This window comes from Parasutterella muris (assembly GCF_943193095.1).
Classification (GTDB): Bacteria; Pseudomonadota; Gammaproteobacteria; order Burkholderiales; family Burkholderiaceae_F; genus Parasutterella; species Parasutterella muris.
In genome coordinates this window covers 19496-45810 of the sequence record NZ_CALPCV010000019.1, presented here as the reverse complement: position 1 = coordinate 45810, position 26315 = coordinate 19496, and the positions used below count along the sequence as shown (strand labels likewise).

The 26315-nt window shown below is 49.9% G+C and carries 24 protein-coding genes and 1 tRNA gene; 10 read left to right on the top strand and 15 right to left on the bottom strand.

Annotated features, from left to right (window positions below; genetic code table 11):
• Positions 1-330: 330 nt before the first annotated feature.
• The 4 genes from NFR90_RS08010 to NFR90_RS07995 form a co-directional block, all read right to left on the bottom strand.
• On the bottom strand, positions 331-783 hold the full coding sequence (locus NFR90_RS08010; RefSeq protein WP_160336152.1) for a DIP1984 family protein: 453 nt from the start codon (positions 781-783) through the stop codon (positions 331-333).
• A gap of 556 nt (positions 784-1339) precedes the next feature.
• Positions 1340-1423: transfer RNA gene (locus NFR90_RS08005), tRNA-Leu, on the bottom strand.
• A gap of 100 nt (positions 1424-1523) precedes the next feature.
• A complete protein-coding gene (locus NFR90_RS08000) occupies positions 1524-2276 on the bottom strand; it encodes an ion channel (RefSeq protein ID WP_160336153.1) in 753 nt (250 codons plus the stop codon).
• Positions 2277-2372: 96 nt separating this feature from the next.
• Positions 2373-2921: an NUDIX domain-containing protein gene (locus tag NFR90_RS07995; protein WP_251452137.1), complete on the bottom strand. Its 549-nt coding sequence runs from the start codon at positions 2919-2921 to the stop codon at positions 2373-2375.
• Positions 2922-3478: 557 nt separating this feature from the next.
• Between NFR90_RS07995 and NFR90_RS07990 the strand changes: the two genes are divergently transcribed.
• Positions 3479-3694, top strand: coding sequence for a hypothetical protein (locus NFR90_RS07990; RefSeq protein ID WP_160336155.1), 216 nt, complete (start codon positions 3479-3481; stop codon positions 3692-3694).
• Positions 3695-4033: 339 nt separating this feature from the next.
• Positions 4034-4315 (top strand): HU family DNA-binding protein, encoded by a 282-nt coding sequence (locus tag NFR90_RS07985; protein WP_160335340.1) that lies wholly within the window; start codon positions 4034-4036, stop codon positions 4313-4315.
• A 457-nt stretch (positions 4316-4772) separates the two neighbouring features.
• On the opposite strand, the gene NFR90_RS07980 is transcribed toward NFR90_RS07985, so the two are convergent.
• Positions 4773-5381 (bottom strand): Spy/CpxP family protein refolding chaperone, encoded by a 609-nt coding sequence (locus tag NFR90_RS07980; protein WP_251452136.1) that lies wholly within the window; start codon positions 5379-5381, stop codon positions 4773-4775.
• A 239-nt stretch (positions 5382-5620) separates the two neighbouring features.
• Here NFR90_RS07980 and NFR90_RS07975 point away from each other — a divergent pair, with 239 nt between their 5' ends.
• The gene (locus tag NFR90_RS07975) at positions 5621-7186 is read left to right on the top strand and encodes a tyrosine-type recombinase/integrase (protein ID WP_251452135.1); all 1566 of its coding nucleotides are present in this window, start codon (positions 5621-5623) and stop codon (positions 7184-7186) included.
• On the opposite strand, the gene NFR90_RS07970 is transcribed toward NFR90_RS07975, so the two are convergent.
• The 3 genes from NFR90_RS07970 to mltG are packed head-to-tail and all read right to left on the bottom strand — an operon-like array spanning position 7180 to position 9841.
• Complete coding sequence (locus NFR90_RS07970; protein WP_251452133.1) at positions 7180-8229, bottom strand: DNA polymerase III delta subunit-related protein; 1050 nt, start codon at positions 8227-8229, stop codon at positions 7180-7182. The two genes, NFR90_RS07975 and NFR90_RS07970, sit on opposite strands and share 7 nt — an antisense overlap.
• A complete protein-coding gene (tmk, locus tag NFR90_RS07965; RefSeq protein ID WP_202074568.1) occupies positions 8220-8825 on the bottom strand; it encodes a dTMP kinase in 606 nt (201 codons plus the stop codon). Before tmk ends, NFR90_RS07970 begins: the two co-directional genes overlap by 10 nt.
• A 2-nt stretch (positions 8826-8827) precedes the next feature.
• Positions 8828-9841, bottom strand: a complete 1014-nt coding sequence (mltG, locus tag NFR90_RS07960) for an endolytic transglycosylase MltG (RefSeq protein ID WP_251452131.1) — start codon at positions 9839-9841, stop codon at positions 8828-8830.
• 171 nt (positions 9842-10012) lie between these two features.
• On the opposite strand from mltG, the gene ygfZ reads away from it, so the two are divergent.
• Both ygfZ and NFR90_RS07950 read left to right on the top strand, forming a co-directional pair.
• Positions 10013-10930, top strand: coding sequence for a CAF17-like 4Fe-4S cluster assembly/insertion protein YgfZ (gene ygfZ, locus NFR90_RS07955; protein ID WP_251452127.1), 918 nt, complete (start codon positions 10013-10015; stop codon positions 10928-10930).
• Between the two features lie 145 nt (positions 10931-11075).
• On the top strand, positions 11076-12788 hold the full coding sequence (locus NFR90_RS07950) for a TaqI-like C-terminal specificity domain-containing protein (RefSeq protein WP_251452124.1): 1713 nt from the start codon (positions 11076-11078) through the stop codon (positions 12786-12788).
• A 552-nt stretch (positions 12789-13340) separates the two neighbouring features.
• Here NFR90_RS07950 and NFR90_RS07945 read toward each other — a convergent pair.
• The 6 genes from NFR90_RS07945 to NFR90_RS07920 form a co-directional block, all read right to left on the bottom strand.
• Positions 13341-13748 (bottom strand): transposase, encoded by a 408-nt coding sequence (locus NFR90_RS07945; protein ID WP_251452122.1) that lies wholly within the window; start codon positions 13746-13748, stop codon positions 13341-13343.
• Between the two features lie 188 nt (positions 13749-13936).
• The gene (locus NFR90_RS07940; protein WP_251452120.1) at positions 13937-14209 is read right to left on the bottom strand and encodes a hypothetical protein; all 273 of its coding nucleotides are present in this window, start codon (positions 14207-14209) and stop codon (positions 13937-13939) included.
• A 137-nt stretch (positions 14210-14346) separates the two neighbouring features.
• A complete protein-coding gene (locus NFR90_RS07935) occupies positions 14347-14592 on the bottom strand; it encodes a FeoC-like transcriptional regulator (RefSeq protein WP_251452118.1) in 246 nt (81 codons plus the stop codon).
• A gap of 3 nt (positions 14593-14595) precedes the next feature.
• A complete protein-coding gene (feoB, locus tag NFR90_RS07930) occupies positions 14596-16902 on the bottom strand; it encodes a Fe(2+) transporter permease subunit FeoB (protein WP_251452116.1) in 2307 nt (768 codons plus the stop codon).
• 8 nt (positions 16903-16910) lie between these two features.
• The gene (locus tag NFR90_RS07925) at positions 16911-17141 is read right to left on the bottom strand and encodes a FeoA family protein (protein ID WP_160335329.1); all 231 of its coding nucleotides are present in this window, start codon (positions 17139-17141) and stop codon (positions 16911-16913) included.
• 6 nt (positions 17142-17147) lie between these two features.
• Positions 17148-17399 (bottom strand): FeoA family protein, encoded by a 252-nt coding sequence (locus tag NFR90_RS07920; RefSeq protein ID WP_251452106.1) that lies wholly within the window; start codon positions 17397-17399, stop codon positions 17148-17150.
• Positions 17400-17561: 162 nt separating this feature from the next.
• Here NFR90_RS07920 and NFR90_RS07915 point away from each other — a divergent pair, with 162 nt between their 5' ends.
• From NFR90_RS07915 to NFR90_RS07895, 5 genes are all read left to right on the top strand, one after another.
• Positions 17562-19325, top strand: coding sequence for a sensor histidine kinase (locus tag NFR90_RS07915; RefSeq protein WP_251452104.1), 1764 nt, complete (start codon positions 17562-17564; stop codon positions 19323-19325).
• Positions 19322-19936, top strand: a complete 615-nt coding sequence (locus NFR90_RS07910; RefSeq protein ID WP_251452102.1) for a response regulator transcription factor — start codon at positions 19322-19324, stop codon at positions 19934-19936. Before NFR90_RS07915 ends, NFR90_RS07910 begins: the two co-directional genes overlap by 4 nt.
• A complete protein-coding gene (locus tag NFR90_RS07905) occupies positions 19933-21297 on the top strand; it encodes an FAD-dependent oxidoreductase (protein WP_251452099.1) in 1365 nt (454 codons plus the stop codon). The genes NFR90_RS07910 and NFR90_RS07905 overlap by 4 nt, the downstream gene beginning before the upstream one ends.
• Positions 21298-21423: 126 nt before the next feature.
• Complete coding sequence (locus NFR90_RS07900) at positions 21424-22908, top strand: FAD-dependent oxidoreductase (protein ID WP_160335324.1); 1485 nt, start codon at positions 21424-21426, stop codon at positions 22906-22908.
• A gap of 11 nt (positions 22909-22919) precedes the next feature.
• A complete protein-coding gene (locus NFR90_RS07895) occupies positions 22920-23258 on the top strand; it encodes a cytochrome c3 family protein (RefSeq protein WP_160335323.1) in 339 nt (112 codons plus the stop codon).
• A gap of 67 nt (positions 23259-23325) precedes the next feature.
• Here NFR90_RS07895 and NFR90_RS07890 read toward each other — a convergent pair whose 3' ends face one another.
• Positions 23326-26037, bottom strand: coding sequence for a M16 family metallopeptidase (locus tag NFR90_RS07890; RefSeq protein ID WP_251452097.1), 2712 nt, complete (start codon positions 26035-26037; stop codon positions 23326-23328).
• Positions 26038-26315 lie beyond the last annotated feature (278 nt).

Genomic DNA, 26315 nt, shown 5'->3' with positions numbered 1-26315 from the left:
GGATTTTTCTTTTGAAATAAGCTTCGGAAATGGAACTCCCTCTTCGGTTTCTCTACCCCAAAGAGGCTACTGTATTTGAAGCCGGATCCTGAAGGAGGGGTCCGGCCCCGTTGTCGTATGAATTATTAATACAAAAGCGACTGAAAATTATGTTTGAAAGCAGTTATCCCACTGCCCCACCCTCGAGAAAGATCAAAGCACGGTTGTCAGATGTACAGGTGCATCAGTTCTCATGTTCACCGTTGGAGCCGTTAAAGTAACACCAGGTCCTTGGCTCTCCGGGACATTGTCGAAGATTTGCTTTCGCCTCTTTTCTCTACTCTGCTTTCATTAAAGCAAGTCAATATTCCAATTGGCCTGCTGAATCTTATTATCCAGCTCACGCACTTCTTTAGCTAATTCATCAGCCTTTTTCTGATATTCCTTAACGTTCACTGTCGGAATAATCAAAATTTCCGATCGAGAATAACGATCCACAACCGAGCCGGCTTTGTTTGCGAACTCTCTGTAAACAGAAGCTTTCTTCATGAGTTGGTCTCTCTCTACGACCCAGTCTCCCAAAGGCCTTCCATCCAAGACGCTTTCAGAATTCGTGCGGTTGATTCTGCAGATAAGTTCAATACTTCTTGAAACTGCATTATTCAGTGCCTGCATTATTTCGATCGGATCCTCAGTCGGCTTCGTTCCCTCCTGAATCGTTGCATTCTGCAGCAACCGCGTCCTCAGCACCTCTATTGTTGAAGTCAGCTCTTTTCTTTCTCTCAAAGCTTCCGCTAATTTCATTTTTTCTTCCGCAAAAATTTAATTATTAAACCGCATATACGCAGTACAGGATACTGAAAAGGGCCTTTTTGAGCGATTAGGCGTTATTCCTTACAAACACGTGCTTAAAATTTTTCCGGCTCTCATCCTTGTCCTACATGAGAGAACAAACGCCAGAATAACTAACTGGATCAAATTTTCCGGAGCGGAAACACCATCCCATCCCACTGCCGCCACCAGCTTTTGGATTTCCTCCTCTGTAGCGACCCTTTCACGATGTTCTGTTTTTTTAGGCAGCCGAATGCCAACGGCTGGAGATTTGAGTAAGATGCCTTTTCGGACGGCGTGATTTAAAACTCCAATGATATGGCAGTACTCCCGAATCACAGTAGCCGGACTAATTTGTTCTCCAGTCTTAGATTTTTCCGATCCTCTCGTGTCTATAAAATTCTGGAGCCATATCTCTAACCGTATCTCTAATTTATCTCTACTGACGTGCAATTATGCGCCGATATGTACATAAAAGGAAGGTGATTTTCCCTGAAGTGCCTCTATGTGCCGATACGTGCGGGGATTATGGTGCGAGTGGACGGACTCGAACCGTCACGTCTAGGACACTAGAACCTAAATCTAGCGCGTCTACCAATTTCGCCACACTCGCGGAAGCGCCTATTCTACTATGAAAATCAAAATTGGATTCCACTCGGACAAACCACTGCCTACCCCTTTATCCTCATGCCGCTCACCTGATACAGCTATGTTCAATGCTTTTCTGTACTGTCTGCACGCTTGGAGGACGTATCCCCGTCTTCAGCCGCTGTCTTTGACATCGTCTGGAACAGACCGACAATATTAGACACGTAAACAGTAAACATCGGAATGATCAGCAGGCCGAGCACCGCCACAATCACCGAGAGGATCTTGCCTATCGGCGTTACTGCCTCAATGTTGCAGCCCACTGTAATCGCCTCCATCCCGGCCCACCAAAGCGCGTCCCAGTAGGTTTTCACAAGCGGATTGACATTGACCTCGCAGACATAGAACGCCAGACTACCGACATAAATTCCGGAAAGCAGGATCACCATGTACGTCATAAAAAGCGCGGATGACCGGCGAAATGTAAACCAGCCTACAACAATCGCGAGCGCGTAACAGCTTCGAATCAGCGGCATAAAGCGAAGCATGTATAAGACATCGTCCGGAATCCTTAAGTTCGGAATCATCGGAAGTACGGTAATCCAAGGAATACAGGCAATAAATAAAAGAAAATACGCAAGGAGATAGCGGCTCTTATGCTTGGTCACTACAAACTCAAGCACGATGTCCAGCATAAAAAAGATGCAAACCCAGAACTGTACCTTCTGTGTGAACTCGCTTTGCGCAAACGGATTGCTGAATAAAAATGTGTCGTACGAAATACAGCCGATCAAAACGATCGAGCAAAGGAGCACCACAAGCCTTAAAAAGCCTGAAAAGGTAATACTCTTTTCTTTTAATTTTGACCAAAAGCTCATCACTAACCGTCCTTTACCGCAATTATTAATGGACCGTCAGCCGTTAGGGAAAAACAACGCCCGAATCGAGAGCGAAATAAAAAATGTCTTTAAAAATCAGTCCGCCATTTCGTGAGCAAGCCACATGGCTGCAACGATGGTCTTCACATCTCTGATCTCACCGTTAAGGCTTTTACTGACCAGCTCCGTCCATGGCATCTCGACAAGCTCAAGAACCTCTCCCGGATCTAAATGTTGCCCTACTTTCTTCAAATCTCGGGCAAGAAAGACTGTGATTTCTTCGTCAGAGTATCCGATCGCGTTGTTAAAGCGTCCTAAAAGCTTCCACTCAGAAGCCTCATAACCCGTCTCTTCAATCAATTCGCGTTTGGCGCAGTTCAAAGGAGATTCTCTCGGATCAAGTTTTCCGGCCGGAATTTCTAAGAATGTCTTTCTAAGCGGATGACGATACTGCTTTTCAAGAATGACTCGTCCGTCATCAAACATCGGAATAATTGCCGCCGCTCCGGGATGGCGAAGATATTCGCGACAGGAAATCACGCCGTCGGGAGTCCTAACCTCGTCACGGATAACTTGCAGAAAACTGCCTTTGTATTTAACTTCCGAACTTAAAACTTCATCTGCCAGCGGATCTTTGACTGTCATGATTGCCCTCTGCATCAATGTTTGCTGATTACCATTCTAATGCCGCTTTTCAAGACCAATAGCATTTACGGCAGCTTTAATGCTTTTGAACTCATTCCATGTCAGCGTCTTCAGGATCAAAACCTGAGATTTTTGCCGCACTTAAACAAACCGGCAGATTCCAAACCTCTTCAAAAAAGGCCTCTGTTTTCAACGCAGGAAAGCAAAGGACCGATTTTTCCCTATCCTCCGCCTGTGACGGCTTATATTCATAGAGGTATTTTTAAAATTTATTACTCATAGGTAAACCGGCCGGAAAATCACACTCGACGGCAGCCTGCTTCCGGATATTTTTTCTGCACAAAGACCCAAACAAAAGCGCTGTACATTCTAGCACTGAAGGCTTTGCAGCGAACCGGCCGATTGCTTCTAAATAACGGCAGTACCGCAAATACCGCAAATTTCCGATCAAACAGATAATCGTACAAATAAGTAGAAACGACCTAAAATAGGCGGTGGTATTTTTATGTCTCGGCAATCTGGGCTAGAGTTGCTGTTAGCAGAACAGGAGGGCGTATATGATTTATCGCACAACTCAAAAATTCGTTAATTATTTCAGTATTTTCTATTTCCTTTGCGCAATTGCGATGTTTATCTTCCTGTGGTCATATGTCCCTGTGATCGCAGAGCTTTGGACAAGCCTCCTCGATTTCGCTTTTAATATCTGTTATGTAGTTATCGGTGCGCTTTTATGGCCGGGTACACTGCTTGCCATCTTGGTATTCGGGTGGTAACTGCCATTTAAACGCCAATAAATCCTTCCGTTTCGGAGGGATTTTTTTTTGAGCTCAGACTTCGACTTTACTTTGAGAGTCGCTTTCTTGCGCTATCACGTCTATTTGGAGTTTTTGGAGAAAAAAAATCAGAAAAGATGAATTTGTCAATAGGAACATGGGAAAAATTTGATCAATATTTGATCGAGCTCAAACTTCCTTTAAATAATTTCAAAAACTCATCCGAATTCATGATGCTTGTCACAAGTTTTGGCGCACAAGGGCCGAATATTGATAATATATTCCTAAAGCAGATTTTTTAATTACTCCCCCAAGGAAACTTTTTCATTTGGAACGGTTATGAACAAGCAACAGCTTATTGAGATCATCGCGGAAGAAAACGCAATCACAAAAGATATGGCGGGACGAGCGGTCAACACCATGATTCGCACCATCATCCAGTCCGTTAAAGACGGAGATCCCGTTGTCTTAGTCGGATTCGGCACTTTCAGACAAGTTGAAAGAAAAGGCAGATCGATCCGTAACCCGCATACGGGCGAAAGCATGGAAGTGAAATCAAAGACCATTCCTAAGTTCATCCCCGGCACACTGTTCAAACAGGTTGTTGACGGCGAAGAGTAATTGAAGCTGAAGACAGAATTGTCGCCTTACTCCCGGCCGGAAGTCTTTATGAAGATCCCGGCCTGATAGAATCATTTTTTAATGATTTTTCATCGCGAATAAAGGATAATTTTCCCGAATTTACTGACGGACCGAAGTTATCCCGCGTGTTTAGTACTCGACATCATATTCCGAAAGGGCCCGAATTTTATTTCGGGCCTTTTCGTTTTTACTGTTCGAAAACCCGAACAAATATAACGGCCTCCGAACTGTCTGCGCGCTAAAAAAGCCTTTATTTCGGCAAACTATGCGGGTCGAAATTTTTTCTGAACTCGGCCTTCTAACGGCCTAAATTCCGAACACAACCGGCACTGCAAAAACAAAGCTGCTTAAACGACGAAGGGGACGCTAATGCGTCCCCTCCTTTGCGAGTTCCTACCGGATCGGAATTAAATCCGAAGCAGGACTAAACCCGAAATTAAAGATTTCTCGGAGCGACAGGCGCCACAGGAGCTCCATGCGGATGTACACCCTGAGGACCAAAGCCGTGCGGATTCTGGGCCATAGGACGCTTGTGAGAGCGAGCCTCGAAACCTTCAAGCGCTTGGACCTGCTCAGCGCTCAGAGCTTTAACGAGATCGGCTCTTGCCTGAGCGACTTTTTCCAAAGCTGCAAGTCTGACTTTCTGATTCTCAATGCGTGCTTTCAGCTGATCCTGACGAGAGGCATTGGGATCGAACTTGAACTGACCTCTAAGGTTGTGGGCTTCGTCAGCGGCCGCAATGTAGGCATCAAAAGCCGGCTTCTGAGCGTCTGTCAGATTCAGAAGACCGCGAAGATAGACTTTGCGCTGCTCATAGCTGCCGAAAGCTTTCTTCGGAGTTTTATGGAACTGCTGGGCGTTTGCGCATCCGCGGCCGGGAATATAATGGTTATGCGGGCCGTTGAAAGTGCAGCCGGCCTGAGGACAGCTGTAGTTCTGAACATTTCCGCGATAACCGCCGCACCATGCGGCTGCCGTGCCGGAAGCAAGAACGAGAATGCCAGTAAGCGCTGCTGCTGTCAGAGTCTTCTTGGAGATTGCCATTTGTCTTTCCTTCTTCTTTATAACGCGGCACCCATATCAGTGCCGTGGTTTAATATTAGCCAAAGTTCTTCAGCGCAAAAATTCAAATGTTAATTTTATTTTCCTTGTGCCTCTTCTGGTTACAAATACAAACGCATCGTGTCTGTCTGTGACGATTTCTAACCTTTTTGTGAAGACGGTAGAATAACCGGCACATCCTAAAGACAACGGCTAACGCATTTAATTTCCGGGAGCATTAAGTGAAACAAGAGTTTGACTTTGATTTACCGCTCAAACGCTACTTTCTAAAACCGGTTGCCGACGATCTGAGCGACAGAGGCATTTCCTGCCTCGATGATCTGCTTGACCGCATGTACGAAAATCCCAACGGCTGGTGGAAAGAACTCGGTCTCTCCAAGAGCCGGGCTAACGGCATAATTTCCTGGATGCATGCGCGCCGAAACGTCGGACTGGAGCTCCCCGATACGGTACGCAAAAAAGCGGAAGACCTCGGCAAACGATTCTATAAAAATGAAGAAATCGAAGAAGTCGGGGGCGCCCTTTGGCACGACCTCATTTTGGATCGAAGCGGCAAGCGCATCCTTGGACAGCCGCAAAAGCCGAACAGTGAGGTTCAGCCGCTTGAACATCTGTCGGTTCCGCCTCAGTTTGACGGTTCAAACGGCTCCAATCGCGGCGATAAAAGCGAATGCGCTCTGGATGTGGATTCCGACAAAGAGGCGGTGACGCTCTGGTTAAAAGCCAAGGCGACCAACGCCAATACCCTGAACGCATATCGCCGCGAAGGAGAACGCTTTCTGCTCTGGTGTCTGCTGGAAAAACATATTCCGCTTTCATCGGCCAAAATCAGCGAGTGCTCTGATTATCTAACCTGGCTGCAAATGCTCGGACGCACTGACGAGCAGACGTGGTCGCAGCGATGGCTGCAGCCGCAGACGGTTTGGTTGGGGCCTAAAAATATTCCTCGTGACTCCCGAGATTGGCGCCCATTTAACTGCGCCCTCTCCTTCTCCAGTCGAAAAGCCGCTTCGACAATCGTGCGGCAGCTCTTTACCTTTCTGCATAAGACCGGGTATCTGCGCTTTAATCCTTTTGACCAGATCTCAAGCAAAGTGCAGCTGCTTCCGGGAGAAGGCAAGCCGAAGGAATTCGCAGACCGCTCGCTGACCAAAGAACAGTGGGAAGAAATCGAGGAGTATCTCGATAAACAGCCCGACGATATTCTGAAAGCGCGGCTTAAGGTCATGCTCCTGCTTGGCAAAGGCCTCGGTATGCGCGCCAGCGAAATGCTCAATGCTCGCTGCGGATGGATACAGATCGCCCGTTACGGACAAAACGAGGAACTCGTCATCGATATCGTCGGAAAAGGCGATAAAGAAAGACGTCTTCCGATTTCTGAGGCGCAGGAAAGAATCATCAATGACTATCTTGCTTACCGGCGTCGTCCTCTTCTGCTCGAAGAAGAGGGCCGAGATATTCCGATTCTTGCTTCTTTACGCCCGGGCAGCAAGGGCGCCGCTTCCGAAGGACTCTCCCGTTCAGGCCTTTACCTGATTCTGCAGAAATTCCTTGAAGAGGTTGCGGCCGCGCTTCACAAAGAGCGGCCGAGAGATTCGGCTAAGCTTAGGGCAAGTTCCCTGCACTGGCTGCGTCATACGTTCGCGGTGACAAGTCTTGAAGTTATGCCTGTAAACGTGGTACAGAACGCGCTCGGACACGCGTCTGTCAATACCACGACAAAATACATCGCACCGGATCAGAAGGAAATCCTCGAAAGCTTTAAGCGACTGGAGAAAAATCAGTAATTTTTCTGAGACGCTTTAAGCGCGGATGCGTAATCCATCAGCAGTGTCTGCGCGACAAGCTTTTTACTCAGAGGATGATCCTTGCTTCGGCTCGCCTGATTGAGCTTAGCGTTAAATTCCTGAAACCTGCGGATATCGATCTGAGCCGAAAGCGATTGAACAGCGGCCGCATAGTCAGGAAAATAGCGGCTTTCCAAACCCATTGACTGCGAGCTGATATCCCAGCACCAGCGCTGCATCACCGCGACCAGAGGCCCGATCGTCAAGTCGTTCTTAACAGCTTCAAGCACATCTCCGGACGTCATCAACGCACCCTTAGCAAGAAGATCAAGAATCATCTTCTCGTCCTTCTTTTCCAAAAGCAGATTGGCGCCGCTCTCATGAATCAGCAGCGGAAGTCCGCCCAAACGCGCAAGTTCGGACTCGGGGTTCCGAACCTTTTGAGATTTCAGATAGGCGATGCCCTGCTCGCGTGTCGGCGGCGCGACTCGAACGAGCTGACAGCGCGAACGAATGGTCGGAAGAATGGAGCTGACATCGTCCGCGACAAGGATAAGCACCGCGCCTTCGGGCGGCTCCTCCAGCGTTTTTAAAAGCGCCGAACTCTGATCCTCGCCCATGGAATCGGCCGGATAAATCAGTACCGCGCGATGATCCGAGCGGAATGCCGTAACCGACAAGTACTCACCGATTTCACGCACCTGTTCAATAAGAATCTGTTTGGAAAAGGACTTGCCTTTAGGAAGCGGCTGAATTTTGCCGTTCCAGGGCTCAGGCCGAAGCGCCGCTTCGGTCTCGCTCAGCACGTACTTCAGATCCGGATGGGTACCTGCCTGCACCAGACGGCAGTCCGCGCAGCTGCCGCAGGCGACGCCGTCCTTGGGAGACGAACACACTACGGAAGCCGCAAACGAAGCCGCTAGTTCATAGGCTCCGCTGCCTCTGGGACCGTAAATCAGCACGCCGCCCGGAAGCTTATCTCTCATTTTGCGAAGCGCTGCCGCCGGCCTCTCCAGCCAAGGATATAAATCGGTTATTTCCATTGAGCAAACACCTCTCGAAGCTGCGCGGAAATCTGTTCCGGCGTCTGAGTTCCGTCAACCACATAAAAACGCTCGGGTTCGGCTTTAGCCATTCTGAGATAGCCCTCGCGGACACGGCGATGAAAGTCCTGACTTTCTTTCTCAAAGCGGTCGAGCTTGCGGCTTAATCGGGCCGCGGCCACTTCTGTCGGTACATCAAACAGCACAGTTAAATCCGGCTTTAAGTCCGGATGAACAAAATTTTCGAGCGCTCTGATTTCTTCAATTGACCGGCCTCTTCCGTATCCCTGATAAGCGTATGAAGCGTCGGTAAACCGATCGCAAAGTACCCATTGTCCCTTAGCGAGCGCAGGACGAATAATTTTGTCGAGATTCTCTTCACGTGCCGCGAACATCAGCATAAGTTCGCACTTCGGGCTCATCGGTTCATTTAAAAGCAACTTGCGAATCTTTTCCGCGGTCTCGGGACCGCCGGGCTCACGAGTTCTCACCAAATCAATGCCGCGCTCTCGCAGCGCCTGATCGATCACCGCCATCTGAGTGCTTTTGCCGGCGCCGTCAACGCCCTCAACCGTAATCAATTTTCCTTTTTCCAAAATCAGCTCCCGGGATTACGCAAATATTTCTGAACAGCGGCATTGTGTTCTTTCAGAGTCTTAGAAAAATGCGACTGGCCGCTGTTTCCCTTCGCGACAAAATAGAGATAGTCAGTCTGAGCCGGATGCGCGGCAGCCACAAGCGAAGCTTCTCCCGGATTGCAGATCGGCGTTGGCGGAAGGCCCGCTCTGGTGTACGTATTGTACGGATGATCCGTCTTCAGGTGCGATTTAAGAATACGGCCGTCAAAATTTTCTATCCCGTAGACAACTGTCGGATCCGTCTGCAGGAGCATGCCCTTTTTAAGCCGGTTGTTAAAGACGCTCGAGACCAAAGTACGGTCTTTAGAATCGCCCGTTTCTTTTTCAATCAGGCTCGCGAGAATTAAAAGTTCATAAGGCGTTTTAACCGCAATGTTTTTATCTCGAGATTCCCAAACCGCGTTCAGGCGCTGCTGCTGCTCCCGGTACATACGGCGAAGGATGATCGTGTCGGGAACGCCGGCCGCAAAGACATAAGTATCCGCCGCAAATTGGCCCTCGGGATGCGTCCCTTCGGGCGCTCCAACTTCTTTCATCAGATCCTGAGATGAGAGCTCACCGTGCGGATGCTCAAAATTATCGTCCGCGGCAATTTTCTTCAAAAGCTTAGCCGTTTCCGTTCCTTCAATGAGGGTAAATTTGCTCATGATGACTTCGCCCGAGGAAATGTGCTTTACCAATTCCTTAAGCGTCATGCCGGACTTGATTAAATAGCGGCCGACATGGATCGAACGGTCCGAGCCGAAATATTTAAATACCCACTGGAAGGCGTTCGGATCGACCTTGACACCAGCATTCAGAAGTTCCGATGCGATATTCCTGACAGTGCTTGCCGGCTTTACTTTAAGAATGATCTCGCTTTGTCCGCCCTCCAATTCGATTGGTCGTTTTTCGACATACCAATACGCAAAACCGGCCGCAGCGACCGCTGAAACCAACGCTATCGCCACTGCCCATTTAATAAAACGCAGCATCAGGAACTCCAATTCAACGATATGTGAATCATAATTTAATTTTGCGGCGCCGCTCGCAATTATGAGAACAATCCCGAGGATGAAATCTGCTCAAAATGCATAAAACTCGACGCCGCCATCGTCGGACTCTGCTAATTTATGCGGATATCTTTTTAGGAGTCAAATAGCAATATGAGCATGTTTGAATTAAGCTCCTGGACTTTCAGCCAGGAAGAGCAGTTTAGCTTCGTCACAATTACCGGTGAGGATGCAGAAACATTTCTTCAGGGAATGCTGACTCAGGACGTTAAAAAGCTTCCTGAAAACCGTGCGGCTTGGGCTGCAGCCTGCAACCATCAGGGTCGTGTCGCCGCTTCCTCTTTAATCTTCCGTATTCCCAACGGTTTCGGAATGCTTCTGCCGCTTTCAATCGCGCAGGCTGAAGTGGATCGCCTGAACAAATTCGTACTGAGAAGCAAAGTTGAACTCTCGCTTCGTCCGGACGCCATCACGTACTTCTGCTCTCCGGATGCCAAGGCTGTAGATATTCCCTGCCCGGCTCTTCCGCGCAACCCGATGGACGTCTATGTCGGTCAGTCCGTCATCACAGTTCGTCTGCCGAGCAATGACGCTCAGGGCATGCACGGTAAGTTCATCGCTATCGGACAGATTCCCGACAACATGATGGGCTCTTACAATGCTAAGAACCGCCTTGCCCGCTCTCTCATGGAAGAAGGCGTCGCGCTGATTGAAAAACCGGAAAGCCTTGAGTGGCTGCCGCAGGCTCTGAATTTAGACCTGATCGGCGCAATCGCCGCCAATAAGGGCTGCTACACCGGCCAGGAAATCGTCTCTAAGACTCAGAATCTCGGCAAAGTAAAACGCCGTATGTTCCTTGGCATCTGCAAAGAAGTTGAAAATCCGGACGCCGGCAAGGAAATCTTTGTTGAAAACGAGCCGATGGGTAGAATTATCCAGAGCGACGGAGAACACTTCCTCTTTGTTCTTAATTACGAATACATGGACTCCGAACTCTTCCTTGAAAGCAAGCCGGTTAAAATCCTGCCGCTTCCTTATGAAGTCACAGTTCCGAGCAGCGTACTCGCATAATTCACGCCAATACGCGCATAAACGGGCTTATCGCCGCCTGCATTCGTCAGGCGGGCCGAAAGCCCGTTTTTCTGTGCGTAATTAGATAAAACCTCAGAGCAGGCAAAGCCTGAGGCTATACTTGGCAAAACGGAATACAGACAAAATGACGATCAGCAGCGCGACCAAAAGAAACTGGCAGAAACTTGCCCCGAATCTCGGAGACAAGCTTAAGTCGCGTGCCAATAAAAGCCGATCTCAAAAAACTTTTATCCCGCTTGAGCGGATTCAAAACAAGGATTCGGTTCCGTTCATTGAATCTCTTTTTGCGCTGCGGGAGCGCTTTTCTATTGCGCAGATCATGCACGCTCTGTGCTTGAACGCCATTGATAAGTCCCGAGCAAAGGAGCCTCTTGCGCGTCGGTTTCTGGATGAATATCCGCGCGTCAGTGATCTGACCATCGTTTTGCCGGATAACTTTGACAAGGAATCGGACCTTCTCGGGACCATCTATCAGTCGCTTTTAAGTGAAGGAGACAAAAACATCCGCGGTTCTTACTACACAACGCAAAAGACCGCTCGTTTGATGCTTCAGGAACTTGATATCTCAAGCGGAGAGAAATTTCTTGATCCCTGCTGCGGAAGCGGAATTTTTCTTTTGGAAGCCGCTCGGCTCGGCTGCAGCGTTGTCGGAAACGACATTGACCCGATCGCGGTAATGATTGCAAAAGCCAACCTCATTGCGCAGAACCCTGAGGCGCTTCACTATCCCGACGTCCGACTTCTCAATTTTCTCAACCCTGAGGAAAGAAAACAGATTGAAGACATCGGTCCTTTTGACGCTTCCGCCTCTAATCCGCCATGGGGCGGCGAAGCGAGAACCGTTTTTAATGAAACAGCCTCCGAATTTTTCTTTGCGGCTTTTGATCTGCTTAAAAAAGGCGGAAAGCAGAACTTTTTGCTCCCTTCTTCCCTGCTCAACGTCGCCAAACATCGACGTTTCCGCGAATCAGCCCTCAAAGAAGGCCGAATTCTTCAAATTCGAGTCTTTTCTGAGCGCTTTACCGGCGTTCAGACAAATTTTGTCTCCTTTCTTTATCAAAAATCCGCGCCCGCTGAGCCTGTTCGCTTTGTCCGCTCGGACGGTAAAACGACAGATATTCCGCTGCATTCGTTTGAGCTCACCGCTCATAAAACCTTTCTGCCCGTCTCGCGCGAAGCGCTTGAACTTTTAAATCAGGTAAAGAAAAAAGGCACACTCAGTTTAGTGAACAGCCGCTGGGGTTTGGGAATCGTCACAGGGAACAATCAGACGTGTCTGAAGACAGAACAAACCGATGAGCTTGAACCGATTTATACAGGCAAAGAAATTCAGCCCTATCGTCTATCCGCACCAAAGCGGTTTATTCGGTTTACGCCGCAGAACTTTCAGCAGTGCGCTCCTGAAGCGCTTTTCAGAACGTCTCCGAAACTTCTGTACAAATTCATCGGCTCCAAGCTGGTTTTTGCCATTGATAACGAGCGCAGTCTTGCGCTCAACAGTGCCAATATCCTAATTCCGGACGTTGAAGGCCTAAGCATTTACTCCGTCATGGGACTTCTCAACAGTCCGCTCTTTAACGCGCTGCACCGAATGCTTTTTAAAGAGATCAAAATTCTTAAAGGCAACCTCTGTCAGCTTCCGCTGCCCAGACTCTCTCCCGAAGATGACACCGCTTTGACAGAAGCGGTCAAGGCCGCTATAGAGAACCCCGACAGAGAAGATACTGTAAACCGCCTGATTGAAGACCTGTACGAACTTACACCGCAGCAAAGGCTGCTTATCCAAAGCATTTTCCAAGACAATCTCTGGAACCCCGGCAATCGTCAAGCACTTTAGGGTAGAGTTTTTCTCTGGTCTTGCGAAGCAAGACTCCTCTCCATAGCTTTTTGATTATCTAGGTATCTTGTTCAAGGTTAAATGAGTCTGCTGCAGCATACAGAAGAGGCCAATCTACCAATCTCTTCTGGCTGTTTCAAGAATCTCATTTGATTCTATTTGCCTACCATGAACTTCAAGATCAGTCCGCCCGTGCCCCTTAAAATTAGATGGCTGTAAAGCTAATTGTGTCTTCCGGGCTGTTGAGCGGGCCTTTCGGCTTTCTCATGCTTAGTTGTAGACGATTGTGCTCGAACTGTAAGTTAAATCTCTAGATCCCTTTGGGCAATGAAGATTTCGCAACCCCTGCTATTTTCGGGTTGTATGGTTTATTGCTGATAAGAACAGCTCTAACAATCCGTAAAAGCTTTGCAGCAACGGCGCATACAAGCTTTCCCCACGGCATTTTCTCTTTTTGTTTCTTTAGAATCCACTTCGTTAATTACTTGGACCCCAATGTTCCTTTGGTAGCCATAATGACTACACACCCAGCGCCTTGCACCATTAGGGATCTCATTGTTTTGTCTCCTCGATGGGTAATTTTCCTTTCTTCTCGTTGTGCCCCGTAGCAATGCTTCTCGGTACCAAGCCATAATAGGCAGGAAAATCTTTAGGAGTTTTGAATCTCCTGATATCTCCGATGGTTGCACGCAGTCTGCAGCTGTAGATCGGTCCTAGCCCTGGAATCGTTTGAATTAGTTGGCAGACTTTATCGTTTTTTGCTAACTCCTCCAGAGTGTTAGTGATTTTATTTAAGACCTTTTGAGTTGTTTGAGCGTGTGTGACCATGTCAACAAGTCCCGCTCTCAGCTCTTCTGGAAATGCCGCATAACTCTCGATCAGGTCTATCAGTCGAGCTTTTCCGCTGATCCCTTTCGATATATTCAGTCCCCAGGCTTGACAAATCCCTTTTAAAGACACAATGGTCTGTCTATATTGCTTGATATATTGTTCCCGTAGCGTTGTTAAGCTCGCGTACTTTTGTTGCTCCGGATCTTTGGCTTTGATCGTTCTCAGTTGTGTATCTTTGGCTAGAAAAGCCAGTGCTTGAGCATCATTTAAATCAGTTTTTTGACTTGAAAATGAGATTCAATGTAATCCCGCACATTCTAGCCGCTGATAACCAGGCAGCGATGTCCCCAACCCTCTAACTTTTGGACTAAATAATTCATTTCAGTGCACGGCTCCATGGCGAATATCGTAGGGCTTAGCTCTTGTGCGCTCTTCTCAAGCCCCGGATAGTCAAGGCGATCAATACCGATCACTTCACCATCTGTTGTTAACAGAACGGCACTGACACAATTCTTGGCCAAATCAATACCAATGACTTCATATTCGAGGTCGGGGTCGATCGTTTTTGCGAGTATCCTACTAACTGACATGGAATCACCTTTAATGAGAAAGTTATCACTTCCATTTTGCTCCCTCGATCTCGTTGGGAGCAAAGAGGTTCCATGTCATTAAAATTAAGGAAGGCGCGAACTTTAGTCGAAGCCTTCCTTAATCTGAGGATAACTTTTTATTTTTTAAACATGACCGACTGCGGTCCGAGCCATTCGTAATGGCGCTTGATTCCGTCGGCGCAGGCCGTGCAGCCGCCGCACTTGGTTCCGTCCATGTCAACAATAGCCATTAGGCCCTTCTCGACCCAGCGTCGCGCCATCGGTTCAATCGCGGATTCTTCAATCCGGAAATGAAGCGAGATTTCGCGCTCAGAAACAATGCGTCTGGCCTGAACGTATTCTTTAAGTTCGGTCAAAGTCATAAGTTAATCTCCGCGGCCCTTGATTCTGAGTCCGACGATAAAAGCCAGAATCGCGGCTGCCGACAAAGCAATACAGGTTCCTGAGAACACCGGATGAGCGCTGAAGCGGCCGATCTGATACACGATCGTTGAGACGCCGTAGCCGACCACAAGCGTCCAACCTGCAGCAAACGCGGTCCAGCCGCTTCCCACTTCGCGGTACATCGCACCGATCGAAGCACAGCAAGGGATATAGAGAAGCACCATCAGCAAATAGCTGAAAGCGCCAAGCTCACCGTCAAAGAGTGTCTTCATCGCGCGGAACGTACCGCTGCCGACTTCCTGCAGCGCCGCCTGCTCATCAACGTCCGTCAGATCCTTCTCTACGTTTGTGCCAAGCGGATCGATAAACATGGTGCCAATTTCAGAGAGATTCTCGCCGACCGAATCAACCGCGCGTTTTGCTTCAGCGGCAAGACTGAAGGGCTCGTCCTCATCGTCATTGGCTTTCTCGTCGGCGCCGGCCATTTTGTCGCCCATGCCCGAGTACAGAGAATCAAGCGTTCCGACAACGGCTTCTTTTGCCAGAATGCCCGTAAAGACACCTACGGCGGCAGGCCAGTTCTCCTGAGAAAGTCCCATCGGTTCAAAAGCCGGAACGATCGTCTTTCCGATCTGAGAAAGGACGGATTTGTCGGTATCTTCGTTGCCGAACGAGCCGTCCGTTCCGAGAGAATTCAAAAACGCGAGTACCGCGACGATGATGACGATCAGCTGACCGGCTTTGAGGATAAAGCTCTTTAAGCGGTCCCAGGTACGCAGCGCAAGGTTCTTGATCGTCGGCATGTGATACGGCGGAATTTCCATCACAAAGGCGCCCGCTTCGTCGCGAAGCGCGGTGCGTTTCAGGATGAATCCCGTGATGATGGCGACCAAAATACCGATGAGATAAAGCGAGAACACCAGATTTTGTCCGCCAAGCGGCCAGAAGGTGGTCGCAAACAGCACATAAACCGGAAGACGAGCGCCGCAGCTCATAAAAGGCGCCATCATGACGGTCGTGATGCGATCGGACTTCTTTTCCATGGTACGCGCGGCCATGATCGCCGGAACACCGCAGCCGAAGCCGACAATGAGCGGCACAAAGGATTTACCGGGCAGTCCCAGAAAGCGCATCATTCGGTCCATCACAAAGGCCGCACGCGCCATATAGCCCGAATCTTCCAGGAATGAAAGCGAAAGAAAGAGGCAGGCGATCACAGGAATGAAGGTCGAAACCGTCTGGATCCCGCCGCCGATGCCGTCGGCTAAAATCGTTTTAAGCCATTCGGGCGTTCCCCAGCTTGTGAGCAGATTGCCAAATCCCTGAACAAAGATCGCTCCGAACAAAATATCAAAGAAATCGATAAAAGCGGAACCGATGTTAATCGAGAAGACAAACATCAGGTACATGATCAGCAGAAAAATCGGAATGCCGAGCCAGCGGTTCAGAACAATCTTATCGATTTTGTCGGTTGTGCTCTGCGTGACTTCGCCGTTGCGCGTCAGGCAGGCTTCGGTAACCTTTGATACGAACTGATAACGTACATCAGCCATTTCAATATCGAGGTTTCCCTCATAAGCCTTATCCGTCTCATCGATAATCTGATTGATTTCTGTGAGATCAACGCCCTTGAGGTAGGTATCCATCGCGGCGTCGCCTTCAAGCAGCTGTTCCGCAGTCCAGGCGCCCCGCTCCACGCCCTGCTTTTCCAGAAGCGCTGCGATTTTGTCTCGGGCTTTTTCGATTTTGTCGCTGAATCGGATGGGATTCGGCGGCACTTTAAGATTATTGAGCTCGGAATCAATCATGGCGCACAGCTCTTTTAAGCCGCGCTCTTTAGCTGCCACGATACCGATGACGGGGCAGCCGAGCTGATCACGAAGCTTCTTCGGATCAATACTGAGCTGATGCTTCTCAGCCATGTCAAGCATATTGAGCACCACAATCATCGGTACCTGCATCTCAATGAGCTGAGTCGTCAGATACAGGTTGCGCTCCAAATTGCTCGCATCCACGATATTGACGATAAGTTCGGCTTCGTCCTGAAGGATGTAGTCGCGCGCGACGCGCTCGTCCTCGCTCGAAGCCGAACTCGGCTGAAGGGAGTAGATACCGGGAAGATCAACGATTTTGACCTGACGATCCTTGTAGGTGAACTCTCCGACGATCTGTTCGACCGTTACGCCGGGCCAGTTGCCGACCGTCTGATGTGATCCTGTCAGTCCGTTAAATAGAGTCGTCTTGCCGCAGTTCGGGTTGCCGACCACAGCGATAATATTCTTCTTCATTGCACTAATTAATCGAGCGGTTTAACGTCCAAGATTTCAATCTCTCCCTTTCTCACGCTGATGAAAGAGCCGCGAAGTTTGATTTCCACCGGATCTCCCAAAGGCGCAACCCGCGCGACTTCAAACTTGGTGCCAGGAAGCGCGCCAAGAGCAAGAAGACGCCTGCGATATTCAATTTGTCCGGGCCTGAACTGAACGATAATTCCTTTTTCGCCCGGTTTCATATCTTTTAAAAGCATTGATATTTATTCCTTCAGATAAACCTGCATGTGCTTTGCGGTGTTGGCTCCGATCGCGATATGCGCGTCATTGATTGCGACAACGATCGGTCCGGAAGACGTTACATTCAGGACGATCAGCGGAAGATCTAAAAAAACACCGACATCGGTCAGTTTTTTTACATCCTGCGTCTCTAAACCGCCCCAACCCACCAGAACACACGTCGCGCCCTGAGGTACATCTAAAAGGGTCACAATTTTCTTATCTTTCTGTGCCATACATCGTATCCGTTACATTGCAATAAAAAGAACAGTAATAGGAACCATTCTCATTTTAGAACTGCAATTATCGCACTTATTTTGCGCCCTGCCCGTTTTACGCTTATTGGATTAGTTATGTCACTAATAGCCTAACGGCAAGATTTGCGAGACACTTTCCTAATGTTCAAATCTATCTTACTGCTGCTGTCTTTCTTCTTTTGTCTGACAACCGCGGCGCAGCCCGGCAGCGCTCAGGAAATCAGAATCGGACTGATTGACACTTTTGATCCGGATTTCTATCTCGGAACTTTTGTTCCGACGATGGAGCATCTGCAGCACATGCTCAAAGACAACAAGATCAGTGTGGTGGAGATTGATCCGCATTCTCTTCTCTCTGATATTGAAGAAAAGAAACCGCACTTTCTGCTCTCCTCCGCGGGCAGTTTTGTGACGCTGATCAACAGCAAAGGCGCGCAGCAGATCGCGACCGTTCGAAGATCGCACGCGCTGAGCGCGGACGAAGCGGTTTCCTCGGTTTTTATAACCCGTAAGGACAGAACCGACATCCGCTCGATTGAGGATTTGAAAGACAAGGTTGTGACCGCGACCGACTCCAAGGATTTTGACGGCTATCTGCTTGCGCTCGGGGAAGTCGCCAAACGCGGATTCAATCCGGATTCCTTCTTTAAGCGCACGCTTTTTACGAATTATCAGTATCCGGACGTATCGACCTACATCAAAGTTGGAGAAGCGGATGCGGGCATTCTCGGGCCGTGTCAGCTTGAAGATCTTGTGCGGGACGGCATCGTTAAAGCGGATGAATTTCGGGTGCTCGATCCGAAGCGCGGTCCGGGCCGCTGTCTGCGATCGACAGAAATGTACCCGGACGCGGTGTTCTTTTCCTTAGACGGCGCGCCCTCCGGCGCGGTCAAAGCCGTGACGCTCTCTCTTCTTTCCATGCCTAAGCGCGACGGCGGCTTCGAATGGGTCCCCGCGGGCGGTTTCTTAAAAGTCTTTGATCTCATGAAAGACTTAAAACTCGGTCCGTACGCGCATCTGCGCGAGACCACCGTCAAGGCTTTTGTGATGGAGTACCGCACTGAATTTGCTCTTGCTGCGGCACTGCTGTTTGCGCTGATTATTCATATTATTCGCGTCAATGTGCTGGTGAACCGAAGAACCAACGAGCTTCGATTTGCGCTTGCCGCGCAGCGCGCTACGGAGAGAAGAGCGCAGAGAAACCGAGAAAAACTCGATCGCCTCGAAAAAAGCCGCGTTATCTCTCAGATGAGTTCTATTTTCGCGCATGAAGTCAAACAGCCGATCACCAATATGATTTATTACTCGAGCGGCCTCAAGCTTCTGCTCTCGCAGCTCGGCATTAAGGACAGTCGAGTTAGTCACGCGCTCGAGCAGCTTTGCGTGCAGGCAAGACGAACGAGCGACATTGTCGAACACGTGAGATCGTACGCCAAACACACCGCGAACCGCTCGGGATCGTTCGAACTCACTGAAATCGTCGAGCGAGCGGTATCGAGCATCCGAAGCGACGAACGCCACGAAGCAGACATCCGAGTCGAGATGCCCCGCAGCTGTGAAGCCCGAGGCGACAGCTTTGAGATCGAACTCGTTATTCTGAATCTTCTTAAAAACGCTGTGAAAGCGGCTGAATCGGAGAATCAGCCTCAGGTTGAGGTCTTAGTGGAGGATCAGAGGGATCGCTGGCTCGTTGCCGTCTCCGACAACGGGCCGGAAATTTCCGATGAGCGCTTCGCTAAGCTTGGCAAACCGACAAAAAGCGATAAACAGGAAGGTTTAGGCATCGGGTTGTCCATCGCGGTCGAGATCATTGAGAATCACGGCGCGCACCTTAATTTCCAAAAACGTACTCCTCACGGACTGATTGTGAGCTTTAACCTCAACAAACCGGAGACCGAATTATGAAACTTCTCACGCCGATCATCCGGATCGTCGATGACGATAAGACGGTGAGCGACTCGCTCAGCTTCTTTCTGAACCTGGCGGGTCTTCAGACAAGATCATTTTCAAGCGCGGAAGGTTTTCTGCGCAGCGACGATCCGGAGCGTCTGGGCTGTCTGATTCTCGACGTTCGCATGGAGGGCATGACCGGAATCGAGCTGCAGGCCGAATTAAAGCGCGTGGGCTCAGATCTGCCGATTATCTTTCTCTCCGCGCACGGCGATATTGAAATGGCGGTCAGCTGTGTGGAAAACGGCGCCTTTAATTTTCTGGTCAAACCGCCGGATCCGGACAAACTTTTAGATTTGGTCAGCAAGGCGGTTGCCAAAAACAAACAGGTCCGCAGAGAAAAAGCCTACGCGGAAAGTCTTCGTGAGCAGTTTGAGACTTTAACCGCCGCGGAAAAGAAGGTTTCCTATCAAATCGCTAAAGGACTTCCGAACAGTCGGATCGCTGAGATTCTGGAAATTTCCGAGCGCACGGTGCAGTCTCACCGCGCAAATATTTTTGCCAAACTGGACTTGGAAAACCCGGTTGAGCTCAATGAATTTTTAAGAGAGATGCAAAACTCATGAAGCGCAGATCCTTTATCTCTCTGGCGTCTCTTGCGCTGCCAAGCGCTGTGCTTGCCGCTCAGAAAACCATCAGCTGCCGTGTACTGGTTGTCGGCGCGGGCGGAGCGGGTCTTTGCGCCGCGCTTGAAGCATCAAGCCGCGTCAGGGACGTGATTCTGATCGACAAAGAATCCTTTATCGGCGGAGACACGCTGATCTCGGGCGGATACTTCAACGCGCCGGATCCGGAACTGCAGAAAAAGTACGGAATTGCCGACAGCAAAGAGCTTTTCTATCAGCACATTCTGGAGTCCGCGAACGGAAAAGGCAATCCAAAAGCACAGGCTCGTCTTGCCGAATTTGCCTACCCGACGCTTGAGTGGCTCAAAGAACTCGGTGTGGTTTTTGAAGATCAGATTTATCAAATTTACGGATCCTACTATCGAAGGTGCCATAAGCCGGTCCTTGCCGTCGGCAAAGCCTACGTCCAGAAACTTTCAGAAGCCTGCTTAAAAAACGGCGTGCAGATTCTTACCTCCACTCGTTTTGTAGCTTTTGAAAAAGATGCGGACGGCGGCTTTACGGTCCAAGCCGTATCCGGAACCGATGTGATCGAAATTCGATGCCGCGCGCTCGTTCTCGCCGCCGGCGGATTCGGCGCAAACCCTCGCCTTTTAAAGCGCTATGTTCCGGATCTGAATTTTTATTATTCCGACTCGAAAGGAATGGGAGAGGTTCTGGAAAGCGCCATGAAGTCCGGTGTTAAAACCGAAAACATGGACTTTATCGAATGTGTGCCGGAAGGCTCCTACCTCAACAAGTATTCGGCGAGAATCTACGTGCTCGTGCACGGCATGATCTTTATCAACGAAGACGGACATCGTTTTGCCAATGAAGGCGCGACTCGCAAAGAGCTCAGCTCCGCACTCATCGGTCAGGGTAAAAAGAAGTGCTTTACGATCGTGGACAACGCGAATTTAAATCTTCTGGACAAGCTTCAGAAAAAGCATCTTTATCAGGCCTATTTTGCCGGTCAGGTATGGAAAGCGGACAGTATTGAAGCGCTCTGCGAAGAAATCAATGTGCCGTCCGAGGCGGTTAAGCGCTCTCTCGAAGAAGTTCCCGCTCAGAACCGTCCCAAGGTCGGCCCCTTCTGGGCGGTCGGCATGTACCCGTGGGTGCATTACACACTCGGCGGCATTGCAATTGATGAAGAAGCCCGTGCTCTGGACAACGACAGTCGGCCGATTGCAGGACTCTACGCTGCGGGTCAGATTACCGGCAGCGTTCACGGACAAAACCGGCTCGGAGGCAACGGACTAACAGACGCCTTTGTGTTCGGGCGAATCGCCGGCATCAACGCCGCGAAGTATGCGAAATAAATCATTAGCAAAAATTTAACTTAAAGTCAAGCGTTGATTTACGGATGATGTGCGTGTCACATTTTTTTAGCATATCGATCATGTTCAGCACGTTTGCTGATCCATCTACCAAGGAGAACAATCAATATGCAGACATCTCGCCGTTCTATTCTCAAAGGCAGCTTACTTGCCACCATGGCCACAGGTTTTGCTTCCGCTTCCCTGACCGCCAATGCGGCCGAAAAGACAGCCGCTCCTCAGAAGACTTATGACCTCGTCATCTGCGGTCTGGGTATCGGCGGTATCGTTACCGCGATCCGCGCCGCTCAGGATGGTCTCAAACCCGTGATTCTTGAAAAAATGGGTTCTGCCGCCGGCAACACGGTTTACTCCGCAGGCTTCATGCTTGGCGTCAACACCAAGATGCAGCAGGCTAAAGGTCTTCAGACCGGCGACACCGTAGAAAAATTCTACGAAGATATGATGAAAGTTTCTCAGGGCAGAGGCGATCCCGCTCTGACACGCCTTGTCGCTGAAAAGGCTGACGAAACACTCAACTGGCTGCATGACTACGTCGGCGTCCAGTACAACGTCGGCGCCAAACTCGTTTGGCCGATGCTGCAGCGCGCCCACCTCACCACAGGCGAACAGAAACCGGGCGGAAAACAGCTGATGACTTATCTGCTGAACAAAGCCAAAGAACTGAACATCCCGATCGTTTACAACGCCAAAGTTGTCGCGCTTCTGGACAACCCGAAGAACGGCGATGTGATCGGCGCCCGCGTTAAGACCCGCAAAGGCTTTGAAGAATACCTCGGCAAGCTCGGCGTTGTCATGGCGACCGGCGGCTTCTCTGCCAACAAGATGATGCTCACCATGATGTCCGGCGTTCCCGCAGCCAACATGCCGGTTCGCGGCTCCAACACCGTCACAGGCGAAAGCATTCTTCTTACCGGCCCCTACTTCCCGAAAGTCGTCAATGTTGATCAGTACCACTGCGGCCCGATACACGGACCCACAGGCGCCAACCCGCTTAACATTGTCAACACCGGTATCGCGGTTTCCAAACAGACTCAGCGCTACACCGACGAAGGCAAGACATACGTTCAGATGGCCCGCGACACCGCCGCTCTGACAAAAGACAACTGGGGCTACATGATTGTTGACGAAGACACACACAATCTTCCGATGCTGAAGAACGACTGGTTCTCTTATGAATCCAAGAAAGCTCCGGTCTACAAAGCCGACACTATTGAAGGTCTTGCTAAAGAAGCCGGTCTGGATCCGGTCGAACTGAAGAAAATTGTTGACGAATACAACGCAGCGCTTCAGAACGGAAAACTCGGTGAACTGACTCCGCCGAACACCCACAAGAATCCTCGTCCGATTCTCAAGGCTCCGTTCTACGCCGTTCCGTTCCAGGGCGGTATGACAGCCACATTCGGCGGCCCGCTCATCAACACCAAGGGCCAGGTCCTTGACACCGAAGGTCGTCCGATCAAGGGTCTGTACGCTGTAGGCAACGCTGCCGGCGGTCTCTTCTATGACAACTACGTCGGCGGTGCTCAGCTGACTTCCGCTTCTGTTATCGGTATGGCGATTGCCGATCACATGAAAGCTTTGATGCAGTAAGGAGCTGAGTAATGAAGATCGGATTAGCTGCGGCACTCGCTGCCTCCCTTCTCCTCGTATTCAGTTCCGGCGCCAGCGCTCAGATGACTCTGAAAGGCAAGCATAAGGAAATGAATATGCAGTGCGACACCTGTCACGGACAGACTCGTCCGAGAGAAATGCCTGAAGATGCTGTCTGTCTGCAGTGCCACGGAAGCAGAGACGCGGTCAAACAAAGAACCGCGAAGCTTAACCCGAACCCGCACTACGGACACGATGAATCGATTTCATGCAATGACTGCCATAAGCAGCATGAACCTTCGGTTCTGACATGCGATCAGTGCCACAAGTTCGGATATAAGACGCCGTAACCGGCCCGTTCGAAAAGAGCCTCGTTTCCGCAAAGAAACGAGGCTCTGTTTTTATGCAGCGACTGTATTATTTCTTCTGTGCTGCCTGAGCTTTCTTCTGATCGCCCGCAAGTACGAACGTCATATCTTCGGGCTTAATGTATTTACGAAGCGCCGCGTTGACCTGCTCAGTGGTCAGATTCTTAATCGCCTCGGCGCGCGCCTTGGAGAAACTCCAGTCACGGTTAAGACTCATCTTGTCATTCCAAGAGCTTGCGACGATGGGGTCCTGAGAGCGGGCGACATCCATCGACTGCAGCAGACCCTTCTTCGCTTCGCGCACCTCGTCATCGGTAAAGCCGTCTTTAACCGCTTTAGCAATCACGTCCTTGGCGCTGGCTTCGGCCTTCAGAAGGTTCTGAGGCGCGACAATCGCTCTGAAAATAAAGCTCGCCTGATCGCCCTTGCCGGGGATCTTCACGCCGGAACCGGCACCGTAAGAAAGACCTTCCTTCTGACGCAGACGATCAATTAAGCGGTTGGAAAGACCTGTACCGCCGCCGAGAATCCAATTGGCTACCTGAAGCGCCGGCGCATCCGGGTTGGTGTCATTCATGGAGAAATCCGAACGCGCGATAATCGTCGCGTTTTCTTTTTCCGGAGTATCGATCACGATGCGTTCGGCCTTAACCGGTTTGTATTCCTTGTAAATTTCTGCGTACGGGGCGCTCGAAACGTACTTGGCATAATCTTCGCGAATCAGCTTTTCAACGGCTTTAGCGTCGAAATCTCCGACAATACTGATTTCTCCGCGTGCGGTTCCGTAGAACTGGCTGTGGAAGTTCTTCAGATCCTTGTCTTCCGTTTTATTAAGCTCTTCGAGCGCTTCCGCAATAGAAGGCTCGTAACGGACGTCTCCCTTCGGATATGTGTTGAAGTGCTGATCGATCGCGTTCTTTGCAAGCATGTCGGGCTTGTCGCGCATGCTTTCAAGCATCACAATCATCTGCTTCTTCAGCTGTTTGAATTCATCTTCCGGGAAGGAAGAGTCTTTATAGAGACTAAATACGAGTTCAAGCGCTTTGGGCAGATTTTCTCGCGTGGTCACAAAACCCGAGGGACCGCCCTGGACTTTCAGTTCGGTAAGTTTGTCGTCAATATCCTGACGAGTCAGCTTATCGGTACCGCGAGTCAGCATTGAAGCGGTCATCTGTTTCGCAGCGGACCGGCCGAAGAGGCTCTTGGCGTCGCCGTAGCGGAAATTCATCATAACCGTCACGGTTTCTCCTCTGTTCTTCTTCGGAAGCAGAGCGATCTTCAGATTGCCGACGTCAATACGGGTGGTTCTCGCGTTCAGGTTATCGAAAGAAGAATCAAAGGCTTCCGCACTCTGAGCTTCTGCTTTGGGCTTATAGGTCGCGAGTACTTCTTCTGCACTAGGCGCGGCGGTAATTTCCGCGCGTTTAGGCTCATCATCCGGAATGAACATACCGACGACCCGGTTATCCCGCACAAAATACTTCTTCGCCGCTTCATCGGCTTCTTTGCCGGTAACGTTTTTCATCTGATCGCGGCCGTAGAAGAAGAGTCTCCAGTCGCCAAGCGCGATGTATTCGGAGAGTCCGACACCGAACCCTTCCGGATCGGAGAAAGCTCTTTCGAACTGTGTCTCGGCCTGAGCCTTCACACGGTTGAGTTCTTTTTCCGTAACCGGCGCCTTCGTTAAGGAGGTTTCGATCGTTTCGATCAGTTTGTCCTTAACTTTTTCCAAGCTTTCGCCTTTCTTCACAGTTGCGCCGAAGACGACAAAACCGGGCTGCTTCGCACCGATCGCATAGCCGAAAACACTGGCCGCCAGACCGGTTTTGACCAGTGCTTCATAAAGACGGCCGGAAGGAGTATCGGCGAGCACATCGGTTGCGGTTTCGGTGCCCGGAAAATCCTGATGCAGCGCGCTCGGAATGCGATATCCGACCGCAACGAGCTGAGACTCGCCTCTTCTGCGGATTTCAAAGACTCTCTCGCCGTCCGCTGTCGGCTCTACCGTCCATTCTTCAGGCAGCGCTTCTTTCGGATTTTCGATATTGCCGAAATCTTTAGCGATCATCGCGAGCGTTTTCGTGACGTCAAACTTGCCGCTGACCGTGAGCACGGCGTTATCGGGACGATAGTAGCGATGATAGAAGTTTTGAAGGTTTTCGATCCTGACGTGTTCGATATCGCTTCTGTTGCCGATAGTGCTCTTGCCGTAGTTGTGCCAGTCGTACATCATGGACTGAAGACGTTTAAAGAGCACGCTCGAAGGAGAGTTTTCTCCCATTTCGTATTCATTTCGAACCACGCTCATTTCGCTGTCCAAGTCCTTTTTCGCGATGAAAGAATTGCGCATAGCGTCAGCGCTCCAGGCCAGAGCGAAAGCGAGATTGTCTTCATTAGCGGTAAAGGACACGAAATAATTGGTACGGTCAAGCCAAGTGGATCCGTTCATGCGGAAACCGCGGTTTGTGAACTCTTTAGTGGGATCCGGATAATTCTTGCTTCCCTTAAAAATAAGGTGTTCAAGAAGATGCGCCATACCGGTTTCGCCGTAATTTTCCTGTCTGGAGCCGACGAGGTACGTCATATTTACGGTTGCGGTCGCTTTAGAGTCGTCCGGGAAGAGAACGACGCGAAGGCCGTTGGCTAAACGATATTCAGTGATTCCTTCAACGGTGGGGCCCTGAGTTACGCCGGCAGGCAAAGATGCAGACTGCGCGGCCGACTGAGGCGCCTGGGTCGGTTGTGCTTGTACATTCATCATAGTTAGAGCTCCTGCGACGCAAGCCGCAAGCGCAAGTTTCTTTGTAATTTTCATCTAAATCTAATTGAACGAAAGGTTCTTAACTTAACCGGGAAAGGATATACCGTATGGCTTAACAAAACTTAAAGAAATCCCTGATCGGGATAAAAAAGATTTTTCCGTTTGTAATCAATTCTCGTCATCAATAACGAGAAACCGGTAAGCCCTCATCAGGCAGACGCTTATTTATTAAATAAACCTCTGTCGATCGTTCAAAAAAAACATCTGCCGATCGATGA